Source organism: Bradyrhizobium sp. LeoA1Lang (assembly GCF_055413685.1).
In genome coordinates this window covers 1-12,837 of the sequence record NZ_JBVAPG010000091.1, presented here as the reverse complement: position 1 = coordinate 12,837, position 12,837 = coordinate 1, and the positions used below count along the sequence as shown (strand labels likewise).

Here is a 12,837-nt window from a genome sequence, read left to right as displayed (position 1 = left end):
AGGGCCGAAATTCACATTTGAGAAAACCATTGTGGCCCCAAGGCCGTGTGGCCGCGGCGCGTCGGCGTCTCACAGGAACCTTCCCAACGAGCTGCGATTATAGCCGGTGGAGGAGGACTGAAATGAACCAGCTAATCTATCTGATTGGCCTGATCGTCGTGATAATGGCCATCCTTTCGTTTTTTGGTCTGCGCTGAGGAGTTCGACCATGACAATCGAAGCTCCTACGCTCGTCGAAGACGAAGCGCTGACGCTAGCTGACGAAGTCCGATATCTGCATTGGACGCCCATAGTCGGGGGCGCGCTCGCTGCTGCGGCGTTTGCCTTCATCCTGGTAACCTTTGGCGTCACCATCGGTCTTGGCGTCAGCTCGGCCTCTCCAACCTGGCGAGACGCATCCGCCGCGCTGGCGTTGCTGTCGGGGCTTTATCTGATCTTGCAGGCGATCGTCAGTTTCGGTCTCGGCGGGTACATTGCGGGTCGCACGCGCGGCGGCTTTGATGCGGCGCGCAACTTGGAGACGGAAACGCGGGACGGTCTTCATGGCCTGACGGCCTGGGCGCTCGCGGTTCTCCTCGGGGCCGCACTGGCGGCAATTGTGAGCGCAGCCACGGTCAACCGTTCGTCTCCATCGCTTACGATGGGAAGCACCAGCGCCGCCGAACCGCTTCTGAGCTACGAGCTCGATCGGCTGCTGCGCGCGCCACGTCGGCCTCCCAATGCTGATATCAGCGCCGAACGCGCCGAGGCCGGCCGGATACTCATGACGTCGTCGAGCCACAATGGGGTGAACGGCGATGACCGGACCTATCTGATTCAGCAGGTCCAGGCGTGGACTGGCCTTTCCGCTGGCGATGCCGAACGGCGAGTCGATCAGGCGATTGCGAGTTCGAAGACGGCGATCGCTCGCGCGCGTCGCAGCACCATCATCCTGGCGTTTTCGGTGGCGGTCGCCACCTTGCTCGGAGCCATCAGCGCCTGGGCGGCGGCAGTTGCGGGCGGTCGGCACCGCGACGGCGCGCCGCTTCCGGAATGGATGGCGTTTGCCGACAGGTTCGAGCCAAGAATTGCGGCGCGATAGCGGACTCGTCATCATCCACGTTCTTAAGATCGGCGGTCGCCGCGCGCTCTTCGACTGCGCTGCTACGACGCCGCGCGATGCGCCTCGTCATGTAGCCGCGCGAGCAGTGATCTTGCGGTGTCGTTCGACAGCAGCGTTGCGACGCTCACGCTGGGATCGGAACGCATGTCGCGCTTGCCATGGCTGGTGTGGCGCATGACGCTGGAGAGGCGACGCGCGATAGCGTGGGCGTTGCGCAAGTCGGCGCCGGCGAACACGACGATGACCGATCCGTCTTCCTGGGCCGCGCCGAAATCCATCTGGCGCATCAGGCGGCTGATAATGCGCGCGCCGTCGAACTGCGCGCGGGGATGGGCGGGATCGAAGGCGAAGCGCGCCACACTCAGCGCGCCGCCGTGCTCGGTGGTTTGATAGACTGCGGTGGCGAAATCGCGCTCAAAGGCAATGCGGGTGAGCAGGCCGGTGCGCACATCGATCAGGCCCTCGGCGTCGATCGCGCGCAGCGTCCGGCTCAAATGCACTTCGAACGCGTGCTGACGCACCAAAGGCAGCGCCGTCGCGGCGACGTCGGCCGGCTCGCCGCCAACCAGCTCGAGATGCGGCAATTCGTAGCTCGGGGCGAGCCCGTCCGGCGTCGCCACGACCGGCAGATTGCGGAAGCGGGCATCTTCGGCGAGTACCGTCAGGAAGGCATCGATCACACGCAGCGTGAAGCCTTCGCCGAGCACGATGCCGTCGACGTCACGGGAATTGAGATGCTTGGCGGCCGCCTCGATGCTGAGCGCGCCGACCACGCCGCAGCGCTCGCCGAGCACGACCGAGAGCGCCGGGTAGGCGCCGCCGCGGCCGATCAGGAGCACGGTCGCGTCGCGGCTGGTATCGACATCCGAAAGCAGGATCGGCGACGGCGGCACCAAGCGCCGCATCACGGTCGAATGCAGCGAGCGGATGCGCAGCGCCGCGTTCAGACGCGCGAGCAGGCGGCTCGGGTGCTTCTCGGCGTGAAAGAACGGAATCGCATTGTCGGGCAACGCCGCTTCGGGATCGACGGCGATCAGCGGCAGATAGGGCTGGCGCGGCGCGACCATCGCTGCCAATTCGGCAAGTCCAGCCTCATCTCCGGTCGAAGCAGCGGCGATCACGGCGGCTGGCTGTACCTGGGCGACTGCGCGCGCGGCGTCAGTCCATGTGGTCTCGATCACCGGAAACAGCCTGCTCTCATCGAGCGCGCGCGCAAAGGCTGGCCGACCTGTGGTCGAGGCAATCAGGATCGGGCCTTGCTGGGGCATTCGGCAACTCGGATCGGGCGGAAGCTTTGGCCGCCATGCTAGTTGCCGCCGCTTAATGCAGCGTCAACGTGAGATCATGATCCGATTAGGCGGAATCGGATCATGAACTCATCGCTTTGTTAGAGCATGATCTTTTCGGAAAACCGGCTTCCACTTTTCCGGATCATGCTCTAACGCGGGGTTTGCTCAGATGCCGCCGGTCCGATCGCGAAAGGCTTCGACCATCAATGGATTGAGGCCGAGTTCTGTCATGGCGTTGCGGGCGCGCGCATTGTCCTGGGCGCGCCCGGCGAGGCGATGGCCGGCGAGGCGGTCGGGCAGAGCGGTGAGCAGCGCGCCCTGGCCGAGCCGGCGCGACCATTCCTGCAGGTCGTTGGCGAGGAAGCGGTAGCCACCAACCGCCATGATGCCGGACGGCGGCGCGGTGATATTGATGGCGCCGGTCGAACGGTCGAGCCGCGCTGCATATTCGGTGTCGACGTAGTCGCGGGGCGGCGGGGCTATCAACGCGTCGTTCGGCACTTGCGGCGGTGCGTAGGCTGCGGCGGGCACCATCGGCCCGCGCAGGCCAAGCGTACCCGTTGGCGTCAGCAGGATCTCGCCGGCAATGGAGGAGCCCGGGAGTTCGCGCGGCGCGCCATGCGGACCCGGCTGGATCGGCGCGGGTGAACCGTCCTCGGCGGTCCGGCGCGCGCCGAACAGGCCGGCTTCGCCGAACAGATAGACATCCGTTAGCGTCGCGCGCTGCGCGGTCCAGGACGCGCCGGCGGCGACCTGTTCGGGTGCCCGCCACAGCCCGATCACGTTCCGCACGCTCGGCATGTTGGCGTCGAGGTCGAGTTCGGCCAGCCGTAGCGCCAGAGGCGCAGGCGCAATCAGCGTCTCGCAGGCATGGTCATTGATCTGGGTCTGCAGCACCTCTTCGTCGAAGGGGTGGTGCAGTACCAAAGTGCCGCCGGTGAGCAGCCAGACTGCAAGCGAAGAAGCCAGCCCCGCGAAGGACATCGGGGCAAAAGTTGACATGATGGTTGCGCCCTGCGGCACGTCGCTCTCCAGCGACATCGCAAGTCCGCCGGCGATCACGGCGAAATGGGCGCGCGGTACCGGACGGAAGCCATCGGCGGTCACATCGAACGAGATCAGCGAGGCCTTGCGGCCGTCCTGGATCACCGCCCGCGTGGTCGAGGATTCCCGCAGGATGGCCTGGTCGAGCGAGGCCATGCCTTCGGGCAGATCGTTGCCGAAACCGCAGACATGGCGGATCGAGAACGCTTCCGCCGCCGCGTTCATCGCGAAGTCGGCGTAGATGACGCCGTCGATCCGGCTCGTCGTCACGATCGCCCGCGCGGCGGTGCGGTTCAATGCCGCGGTCAGTTCGGCGTGCCGCCAGAGCAGCGGCATGGGCGCGACCACCAGGCCGCAGCGATGGGCCGCCAGCACCGTCAGCGCGAATTCGACCGTGTTCGGCAATTGCACGGCCAGCACCGAATTGGCCGGCAATCCCGCTTCAATGAAATGCGCCGCTAGCGCCGAGATCGCGCGGTCGGCTTGCACATAGGTCAATCGCTTGCGCGTCTGGCCGGTGATGCGCTGCTTGTTGAGCGGATCGACCAGCGCCAGCGCGTCCGGCTGGCGCGCCAGCACGCGCTTGAACAGGGAATCGAGCGTGGGCGAAGCGGACTGGGTCACGGGTTCAACGTCGGTTGCATCAACTTCGGTTGCATTACTTGGCCTGCGGCTACTTCGGTTGCGACTCTGGCCTCTGCCACCAAGTCTCCGGCAGGTAGCCGGTCAGGGCAGTGCTCTCTGGCCGTTCTATCCGATTCCAGCGCGCGATCCATTGCTCCGCGATGTTAAACAGGGGAATTGCGTAGAAGCCGGACATCAGCGCGCGGTCCAGCGCCCGCACCGCCGAGACGAAGGCGGGCCGCTCCCGCGCCTCCAGGAGCGCGGCGATCAGGGCGTCGATCGCCGGATCCTTGGCGCCCATGTAATTCCTGGTGCCGGGGATATTGGCGGCCTGGCTGCCCCAATAGAACGACTGCTCGTTGCCGGGCGACAGCGATTGATCCCAGCGATTCTGGAGCATGTCGAACTCGAAGCCGAGCCGGCGCTGGTCGAACTGGACCGGATCGACCGCGCGCACGCGCACCTCGATGCCGGCACGCTTGAGGTCGCGCTGGTAAGCGAGCGCGATCCGTTCCTGGTCGCGGGTCGTCACCAGGATCTCGAACGCAAACGGCGCCTTGGTCGCGCGGTTACGTAGCACCGTGCCCTCGAGCTCGTAGCCGGCCTCCGACAGCAGTGCGAGAGCGCTGCGCAGCGCGGTACGGTCGCGGCCCGAGCCGTCGCTGACCGGCAGGTGATAGCTGCCGTCGAGAATGTCGGGCGCAATCTGCGCGTTCGCCTGCTGCAGCAATTCTCGTTCGCGCTCGTCGGCCGGGCGGCCATAGGCGGACAGCTCCGAGCCGGCGAATAAGCTGCCGCTGCGGGCATAGAGGCCGAAGAAGTAGTTGCGGTTGATCCATTCGAAATCGAACAGGAGCGTCAGCGCCTTGCGCACGCGGACGTCTGCAAACGGCGGACGGCGGGTGTTGAACACCAGGAATTCGGAAGGTTGCGGCGTCCCGGTCTTGATGGTGTCGCGGATCACCTCGCCGTTGCGGGCCGCGGGGAAATCATAGCCGTCGTGCCAGCGCAGCGGCTCGGCCTCGACGCGGAAATCGTAGAGGCCGCGCTTGAAGGCTTCGAACTGGCCATTGGCCTCGCGGTAGAAGTCGAGCCTGATCTCGTCGAAATTGTAGAGGCCGCGATTGACCGGAAGGTCGCGGCCCCAATAGTCCGGATTGCGCACCAGCGTGACGCTCGCGCCCGGCTTCACCGCGCCGACGCGATAGGGGCCGGAGCCGATCGGTCCCGTCATCGTGGTGTCCTCGAAGGTAGCCGGATCGACCGCGTGTTTCGGCAACACCGGCATCAATCCGAGGATCAGCGGCAGTTCGCGGTCGTTGGCGCCTGCGAGGTCGAAGCGCACCGTGAGCGGGTCGGGGGAATCGGCTTTCGCGACCTTCGCATAATATTGCCGGTGGTTGGGACGGCCGTGGTCGCGCAACAGCTCCCAGGAGAACAGCACGTCCTCGGCGGTGACGGGCTTGCCGTCGGAAAAGCGGGCGCGGGGATCGAGATGGAAGGTGACGTAGCTTCTCGCATCGTCGGTCTCGACCGTCTTGGCGAGCAGGCCGTAGAGCGTGAACGGCTCGTTATTGCCGCGCGCCAGCAGGCTCTCGACGACGAAACCCCTGATTTGCTGCACGGCGAGGCCACGAACGATCAGCGGGTTGAGGCTGTCGAACGTCCCGAGGATGCCCCAGGTCAGCCGGCCGCCCTTGGGCGCATCGGGATTGACGTAGGGCATATGGGTGAAATCGGCCGGCAATGCCGGCGCGCCGTGCATCGCGATCGCATAGCTTTCCGCCGCCCGCGCCGGACCGGTCCCGACCAGCGCGAGGGCGATGGCGAAACCCAGCGCGGCGAGCACGCCACGCCCAGATGCAACCCAGGAAACGCGCGGAGCAACGCGTCGATCTGATTCGCGAAATCTCACGGAACGAGCTTTACCACAGGACTTTGCAACTCGCCGTGACGTTGGGGCAAACCTGCTTGCCGGCATTGATCTTTTCGTCTGCCGCTGTATTGAAGGCGTGCAATTGAACAGGACGGCAACGCCTGTCACGTATCCGCCTCAATTGACTAGGAGACAGCCGCCCCAAACGGCTAGGTGTCGGTGCCTGCAGCGGTTTCGGGCGCCGCCGTTGAGAAAGGGTTTTCCGCAATGAATTTCCGTATCTTGGCCGCGTCGGCCCGGCCGCGTGGGCGAATTTTCGCCGCCTTGGCAGCGACGGCCCTGTCCGCTGCCGTGCTTGTTCCCGAGGCCGGAGCTCAGCAGCCGGCGGCTCCCGCCGCGCCAGCGGCACCGAAGGCCCCTCCCAAGGCGGCGCCGAAGGCTGCCCCCAAGGCGCCCGCGCCGGCGGCCCAAGCTCAGCCGCCTGCCCAGGGCGCTCCAGCCGCGCAAGCCCAGCCGCAGCAGCCGCCGCCCCAGGATCAGCAGGTCCAGCTCATCTACGCGCCCTGGACCAAGTTCTGCCTCAAGGGCCAGGATGCCAACGCCAAGCAGGTCTGCTTCACGGGCAAGGACGGCCGTATCGAGTCCGGCCAGCCGGTGATCGCCGCCGTGATCATCGAGCCCGAGGGTGAGCCGAAGAAGATCCTGCGCGTGACGCTGCCGCTCGGCATGCAGCTCGTGCACGGCACCCGCATCATCGTCGACAACAACCCGCCGCAGCAGTCGCCCTATGTGATCTGCTTCGCCAATGGCTGCATGTCGGACTATGAGGCGACCCCCGAGCTGCTCAACAGCATGAAGAAGGGCCAGAACCTGGTGGTTCAGGCGATCAACGCCAACGGCGCGCCGCTGACGCTGCCGCTGCCGCTCGTCAACGAATTCGCCAAAGCCTATGACGGCCCGCCGACCGACCCGAAGGTGTTCGAGGAAAACCAGAAGAAGCTGCAGGAAGAGCTGCAGAAGCGCGCAGAAGAGGCCCGCAAGAAGCTTGAGGCCAATCCGCCGGCAACGGGTGTCTCCAGCCCGCCACCCGCGAAGTAACGGCGGGAAGCTTCCCGATACATCAAAGGCGCTCCGGCAGGAGCGCCTTTTTTGCTACGGGAGCGATCCGATCCGCGCCGCCACGATGCAGTGCAGCATCCGTGTCGCGTGCGAGCTAATTCAGCGAGGGATTGCGCGGACGGTAGCCGCCGGACTTGTCCTGGATAAATATCTCGGCCACCTGAGAGTGCCGGACCGGTTCGCCGGAATTGTCGGGCAGCAAGTTCTGCTCGGAGACGTAGGCGACGTATTCGGTCTCGGCGTTTTCGGCGAGCAGATGATAGAAGGGCTGATCCTTGTCCGGCCGCACCTCTTCCGGGATCGACAACCACCACTCCTCGGTGTTGTTGAATTCCGGATCGATGTCGAAGATCACCCCCCGGAAGGAAAACACCCGGTGGCGGACGATCTGCCCTATCTGGAACTTAGCGGTACGCGCTTTTATCATAGCTCGTCGATAGACCATGATGGCGGCGGATGCTAGGGGCAAGCGCGCGAATTAACCTTTCGCCTCCTGCGGATTTTGCGGCATTTTCCTTGGAAAATCCCCAAAAAGACGCCTTCCGTGGTCGATATCCTTAATCTTGCGCTGCCTTACTTCGGGCTGATCTTCATCGGTTTCGCCTGCGGTAAGGCCAAGGGCCTGCCCGAGTCCGGGCTCGCCTGGATGAATTTTTTCCTGCTCTACGTCTCTCTGCCGGCGCTTCTGTTTGGCATCATGTCAAAGACGCCGTTCTCGGAACTCAACAATCCGCCGTTCCTGGTGGCGACCACGCTCGGAACGATGATCGCCTTCTTCCTGGCGATGCTGGTCGCCAAGCTCCTTGGGCGGCTGTCGCTGCGCGAGGCGACGCTCGCGGGGCTCTCCGGCGCCTATGGAAACATCGGCTACATGGGTCCTGGTCTGGCGCTCGCAGTGCTGGGGCCGAAGGCTGCGGCGCCGACCGCGCTGATCTTCTGCTGCGACAGCATCTTCCTGTTCTCGATCGTGCCGCTCCTGGTGGAGTTGACGGACCGCGACCATCCCTCGCTGTTGCACGCGCTCGGCGTGGTGGCGCGCCAGATCGTGCTGAACCCGCTGATCATGGCGGTGTGCTTCGGCGCACTTGCCGCGGCCCTGCACCTGCGTTTTCCGGTTGCGCTGGATAATACGCTATTGTTCCTGCAGAACGCGGCGGCGCCGGTGGCGCTGTTCGTGCTCGGCGTCACCGTCGCGCTGCGCCCGCTCGATCGGATTCCGTGGGACGTGCCGGGCGTGATTGCCGTCAAGCTTCTGGTCCATCCACTGCTTGCGTTCGGACTGATGCTGGCGTTCGGCCCCTTCGCGCAGCCTTGGGCCGCGACCGCGGTGCTGATGGCCTCATTACCGCCGGCGCTGAACGTGTTCGTGATCGCGCGGCAGAACGACACCTGGGTCAAGCCGGCCTCGGTCGCCGTGCTGGTCGGCACGTTTGCCTCCGTCGTGACGCTGACCAGCGCGATGTTTGTGTTGCAAACCGGACGGCTGAGTTTTCCGTGAGGCGCTCTCAGCTCGCACGTCGCCATGACGGCGCGAGCCCCTCGCGCATGGCGAGCCGCCGGAGCGGGCCGATCGATCCGATCAGGTGCAGGCCCGCGGCGCGGATCGACTGCATGGGGAGGAAGTCGCTGAGCAGCGAACGGTTGGCGAGGTCGATGACGAAGGTCCGGCTCATGACGTCGCTGCGCCGCGCCGACTGGTAACGCGCCAATACCTGCGGCGAGCCGGGGTCTTCGCCATGCGAGAGCGCTTCGCCGGCAAGCCTGGCGATATCGGTGGCATCCCGCAGCCCGAGGTTGAGGCCCTGCGCGCCGATCGGCGGCACCACATGGGCGGACTCGCCGACCAGCGCGATCCGGTTCCTGGCAAACTGCCTGGGCTGTTCGATCGCCAGAGGAAACAGATTGCGCCCCGGCTCGACCTCGACGCGGCCGAAAATCGAATGCGACTGCTTCTCGGCGGCGTCAGACAGTTCCGCATCGGAGAGCGCCATCAGCCGCTCCGCTTCCGACGCGGAGGAAACCCAGACCACGCTGCAGCGGTTGCCGGGCAGGGGCACGAACACGACGGGGCCGTGCGGCGTGTGGAATTCGGTCGAGATGTTCTTGTGCGGGCGCGAGTGGGCGATGTTGAAGGTCAGGGCCGACTGCTTCAGGTCGCGGCGGCTGATTTCGATGCCCGCGGCCTCGCGAGACTGCGACTGCCGGCCATCGGCGCCGATCACCAGCCGCGCCGCCAGCGGCTCGCCGCGGCCGGTCCGGATCGTGACGATGGCTTCTTCCGGATTGATGATCTCGGCTTCATCGTCGACCCACGTCAGACCAGGCAGTTCCGCCGCACGTTGTTCCAGCGCCGCGATCAACGAGCGGTTGTCGACATTGAAGCCGAACTGCTCAAGATCGATCTCGTCGGACGAGAACCTCACTTCCGGGGCGCGGATCAGCCGCCCGGTGTCATCGACCAGCCGCATCACCTTCAGCGCCGCGGCCTTCTCGGCCAGACGCCGCCAGACATCCAGCCGCTCGAGCAGGTCGATCGAGGCGCCGAGCAGCGCCGTGGTGCGGTTGTCGGCATAGGGCGCGCGGCGGGCGAGCAGGGCGGTCTTCGCCCCGGCATCCGCAAGCGCGATGGCGGCGGTCAGCCCCGCAGGGCCGCCGCCGATGACCACTGCGTCATAGACATGCGGTACATCACTCATATCGGGACATTTGACGGGATTGGCGGCATTTTCAAGCCATCAAATTCGATAAAATCTTTCCACCGGTTTGCGCGGCGGAACGCCGCAAGCGCGGATATGCAAACACAGGCGATTCCTGATAGCACTGCCCGGCGATGGAAATCGACCAGACCAGCCAGCCAGCTACGTTTCGGGCATCGCTGCGGATGCGGATGGCGGCATTCTCCGTGCACATCTTCACGGCGATGGGGGCGGGCGTCGCGCTGCTCGCGCTGATGGAGGCCGTGCGCGAGCACTGGGCCGATATGTTCGGCTGGCTCGGGGTGGCCCTGGTCATCGATGCGATCGACGGTCCGATTGCGCGCAAGCTCGACGTGGTTCGGCTGCAGCCGAACTGGTCCGGCGAGGTGCTCGACCTCGTCGTCGATTTCGTCACCTATGTCTTCGTTCCCGCCTATGCGATCACTGCCAGTCATTTGCTGCTGCCGCTGGCGGCGCCGATCCTCGGCATCGGCATCGTGATATCGAGCGCGCTGTATTTCGCCGACCGCAGGATGAAGTCCGCCGACAATCATTTCCGCGGCTTTCCGGGGCTTTGGAATGCCGCGGCCTTCTATCTGTTCCTGCTGCATCCGCCGCCGGCATGGTCGAGCCTTGCCGTGGCGGTCCTGATCGCGCTCACCTTCGCGCCGATTCACGTGCTGCATCCCCTGCGCGTGACGCGGCTGCGCTGGCTGACACTGTGGGTGATGTCGGCCGGAGCGGTGCTGGCGCTCTACACGCTCGCCCGTGACTTTGACGTCGGCACGCCGATCATCGTGGCACTCTGCGTGATCGCCGCCTATGTCGCCGGCAGCGACGCCGTCATCCGGTTGATGAGGTCACTCAGAACATGATCGAACTGTTGGCCAGCCCGGAAGCGTGGGCGGCGCTACTTACGTTGACGGCGCTGGAGATCGTGCTCGGCATCGACAACGTGATCTTCCTGTCGGTGCTGGTCTCCCGCATCCCGCCGCACCAGGCAAAGCGCGCGCGGCAGATCGGCTTGTTCCTGGCGCTCGTGTTCCGCATCCTGCTGCTCAGCCTGCTGGTGTGGCTGATCGGGTTGACGGAGCCGGTGATCACGGTGAGGGGGCTCGCGCTGTCCTGGCGCGACATCATCCTGATCGGCGGCGGGCTGTTCCTGATCGCAAAGGCGACCCACGAAATTCATGGCGAAGTGGAAGCGCCGGAAGGTGAGGAAGAAGCGGCGTCGGGCGGCAGCGCGTTCTTCTGGGTGATCGTCCAGATCATCATCATCGACATGGTGTTCTCGCTGGACTCGATCATCACCGCGATCGGCATGGCGCAGGATTTGGAGGTTATGGTCGCGGCCGTCGTGATCGCCTGCATCGTCATGTACGTCTCGTCGGGGCCGGTGGCGCGTTTTGTCGCAGAGCATCCCACCACCAAGATGCTGGCGCTGGCGTTCCTGGTGCTGATCGGCGTGGCGCTGGTCGCCGACGGCTTCAGCTTCCACATCCCGCGTGGCTACATCTATTTTGCGATGGCGTTCGCTGCCGCTGTGGAGATGTTCAACGTGCTGGCGAGGCGCAACCGGAAGAAGGCGGTCAAGTAGCCGATCCGGCCCCGCGAGTTGACAACAAGGCGCCGATGGCATTCGGTTCGGTGGCTACGAGATAAGTTGAGGAGAGCCCGACATGACCAAGGCCGTGCGCGTGCACAAGGTGGGAGGCCCGGAAGTCCTCACTTACGAGGACGTCGAGGTGCCGGCGCCGGCCGCGGGCGAGGTGCGGATTCGCCAGCACGCGATCGGGCTCAACTTCATCGACACCTATTTTCGCACCGGCCTCTACAAGGCGCCTGGTCTTCCCTTCATCGCCGGCAACGAGGCGGCAGGCGAAGTGGTCGCGGTCGGTCCCGGCGTGACGAATTTCCATCTGGGCGACCGCGTCGCCTATTATTTCAACCTCGGCGGCTATGCCACCGAGCGCGTCATCCCCGCCGACAAGGTGGTGAAGCTGCCCGACCATATCACCTATGAGCAGGGCGCCGTGCTGATGCTGAAGGGGCTGACGGTCTGGTATCTGCTGCACAAGACCTTCAAGGTGGAGCCGCACCACCGCGTGCTGATCCACGCGGCCGCCGGCGGAATCGGATTGCTCGCCTGCCAATGGGCGCGTGCGATGGGTGCCCACGTCATCGGCACCGTCGGCTCGAAGGAGAAGGCCGATCTCGCGCTCGCCAACGGCTGCGATCACGTCATCCTCTACAATGAGGAGGATTTTGTCGCGCGGGTGAAGCAGATCAGCCGCGGGGAGCTTTGCGACGTCGTCTATGACGGCGTCGGCAAGACCACCTTCCCGGGCTCACTGTCGTGCCTGAAGCCGCGCGGCCTGTTCGTGAGCTTCGGCAACGCGTCCGGTCCCGTGCCGCCATTCGCGCTCGCCGAGCTCAACAACCACGGCTCGCTGTTTGCGACCCGACCGAAGCTCAACGACTACGTCGCCACCCGGAACGAATTGCTCGAAGGCGCTGACACGCTGTTTGCCGCCGTGATCAACGGCAAGCTGCACGTGCCGATCAATCACGCCTACGCGCTGAAGGATGCCGCGCGTGCGCATATCGATCTGGAGAGCCGGGCCACCACGGGGGCGTCGATCCTGAGGCCGTAGTTCTCTTGCGTCATTGCTTCGCTGCGCTCGCAATGACGGGTGGAGCGTCTCTGATTCAAATGTCAAACAGCGTCTCCGCTGTCATCGTCCGGCTTGACCTGACGATCCAGTATTCCAGAGGCGGCTGAGCTTGAGCCGAAAGGCCGCCGGGTAGTGGATGCCCCGCCTTCGCGGGGCATGACGGTGGAGTGAGGGTGAGCGCTTACGTTCTCGCGACGCTTTGCGTCCGAGCTTTGCTTCATTTTCCACCCTCTCAATCAGCAGAGGGCGCGCAGGGAAAGCCGGGTGCTGGTTGCACCCGTGGGCCCCGTGCAACAAAAAGCACGGGGGTAGGACCACAGGTTCAACCGAAGCATTCCGGCTTTCCCTGCGCGATGGTTTACGGCTTACTTCGTGCTCTCCCCGGTGACCGGGCTTTCTTGCCACCGTCATC

The 12,837-nt window shown here is 65.0% G+C and carries 11 protein-coding genes; 6 read left to right on the top strand and 5 right to left on the bottom strand.

Annotated elements, in window-relative coordinates; translation table 11 throughout:
- Window positions 1-208 precede the first annotated feature (208 nt).
- On the top strand, window positions 209-1,081 hold the full coding sequence (locus tag ACZYOF_RS26835) for a hypothetical protein (RefSeq protein ID WP_463717666.1): 873 nt from the start codon (window positions 209-211) through the stop codon (window positions 1,079-1,081).
- A 62-nt stretch (window positions 1,082-1,143) separates the two neighbouring features.
- On the opposite strand, the gene ACZYOF_RS26830 is transcribed toward ACZYOF_RS26835, so the two are convergent.
- From ACZYOF_RS26830 to ACZYOF_RS26820, 3 genes are all read right to left on the bottom strand, one after another.
- Window positions 1,144-2,370, bottom strand: coding sequence for a GGDEF domain-containing protein (locus tag ACZYOF_RS26830; RefSeq protein WP_463717665.1), 1,227 nt, complete (start codon window positions 2,368-2,370; stop codon window positions 1,144-1,146).
- 186 nt (window positions 2,371-2,556) lie between these two features.
- Complete coding sequence (locus ACZYOF_RS26825; protein ID WP_463717664.1) at window positions 2,557-4,059, bottom strand: AMP-binding protein; 1,503 nt, start codon at window positions 4,057-4,059, stop codon at window positions 2,557-2,559.
- 49 nt (window positions 4,060-4,108) lie between these two features.
- Complete coding sequence (locus ACZYOF_RS26820; RefSeq protein ID WP_463717663.1) at window positions 4,109-5,908, bottom strand: extracellular solute-binding protein; 1,800 nt, start codon at window positions 5,906-5,908, stop codon at window positions 4,109-4,111.
- A gap of 294 nt (window positions 5,909-6,202) precedes the next feature.
- On the opposite strand from ACZYOF_RS26820, the gene ACZYOF_RS26815 reads away from it, so the two are divergent.
- Window positions 6,203-7,033: an invasion associated locus B family protein gene (locus tag ACZYOF_RS26815; RefSeq protein WP_463717662.1), complete on the top strand. Its 831-nt coding sequence runs from the start codon at window positions 6,203-6,205 to the stop codon at window positions 7,031-7,033.
- 115 nt (window positions 7,034-7,148) lie between these two features.
- Here ACZYOF_RS26815 and hspQ read toward each other — a convergent pair whose 3' ends face one another.
- The gene (gene hspQ / locus ACZYOF_RS26810) at window positions 7,149-7,481 is read right to left on the bottom strand and encodes a heat shock protein HspQ (protein ID WP_130583679.1); all 333 of its coding nucleotides are present in this window, start codon (window positions 7,479-7,481) and stop codon (window positions 7,149-7,151) included.
- Between the two features lie 117 nt (window positions 7,482-7,598).
- On the opposite strand from hspQ, the gene ACZYOF_RS26805 reads away from it, so the two are divergent.
- Window positions 7,599-8,552: an AEC family transporter gene (locus ACZYOF_RS26805; RefSeq protein WP_463717661.1), complete on the top strand. Its 954-nt coding sequence runs from the start codon at window positions 7,599-7,601 to the stop codon at window positions 8,550-8,552.
- A 7-nt stretch (window positions 8,553-8,559) separates the two neighbouring features.
- On the opposite strand, the gene ACZYOF_RS26800 is transcribed toward ACZYOF_RS26805, so the two are convergent.
- Window positions 8,560-9,750, bottom strand: coding sequence for a UbiH/UbiF family hydroxylase (locus tag ACZYOF_RS26800; protein ID WP_463717660.1), 1,191 nt, complete (start codon window positions 9,748-9,750; stop codon window positions 8,560-8,562).
- A gap of 134 nt (window positions 9,751-9,884) precedes the next feature.
- Between ACZYOF_RS26800 and pcsA the strand changes: the two genes are divergently transcribed.
- From pcsA to ACZYOF_RS26785, 3 genes are all read left to right on the top strand, one after another.
- The gene (pcsA, locus tag ACZYOF_RS26795) at window positions 9,885-10,625 is read left to right on the top strand and encodes a phosphatidylcholine synthase (protein WP_282527152.1); all 741 of its coding nucleotides are present in this window, start codon (window positions 9,885-9,887) and stop codon (window positions 10,623-10,625) included.
- A complete protein-coding gene (locus ACZYOF_RS26790) occupies window positions 10,622-11,347 on the top strand; it encodes a TerC family protein (RefSeq protein ID WP_130583677.1) in 726 nt (241 codons plus the stop codon). Before pcsA ends, ACZYOF_RS26790 begins: the two co-directional genes overlap by 4 nt.
- 82 nt (window positions 11,348-11,429) lie before the next feature.
- Window positions 11,430-12,404, top strand: coding sequence for a quinone oxidoreductase family protein (locus ACZYOF_RS26785; protein WP_130583678.1), 975 nt, complete (start codon window positions 11,430-11,432; stop codon window positions 12,402-12,404).
- The last annotated feature ends 433 nt before the right edge of the window (window positions 12,405-12,837 follow it).

Bases quoted from the DNA above. Each gene is read 5' to 3' on its own strand.
- ACZYOF_RS26790 (WP_130583677.1), top strand. From the start codon at position 10,622: ATGATCGAACTGTTGGCCAGCCCGGAAGCGTGGGCGGCGCTACTTACG.
- pcsA (WP_282527152.1), top strand. From the start codon at position 9,885: ATGGAAATCGACCAGACCAGCCAGCCAGCTACGTTTCGGGCATCGCTG.
- ACZYOF_RS26835 (WP_463717666.1), top strand. From the start codon at position 209: ATGACAATCGAAGCTCCTACGCTCGTCGAAGACGAAGCGCTGACGCTA.
- hspQ (WP_130583679.1), bottom strand. From the start codon at position 7,481: ATGATAAAAGCGCGTACCGCTAAGTTCCAGATAGGGCAGATCGTCCGC.
- ACZYOF_RS26785 (WP_130583678.1), top strand. From the start codon at position 11,430: ATGACCAAGGCCGTGCGCGTGCACAAGGTGGGAGGCCCGGAAGTCCTC.
- ACZYOF_RS26800 (WP_463717660.1), bottom strand. From the start codon at position 9,750: ATGAGTGATGTACCGCATGTCTATGACGCAGTGGTCATCGGCGGCGGC.
- ACZYOF_RS26830 (WP_463717665.1), bottom strand. From the start codon at position 2,370: ATGCCCCAGCAAGGCCCGATCCTGATTGCCTCGACCACAGGTCGGCCA.
- ACZYOF_RS26815 (WP_463717662.1), top strand. From the start codon at position 6,203: ATGAATTTCCGTATCTTGGCCGCGTCGGCCCGGCCGCGTGGGCGAATT.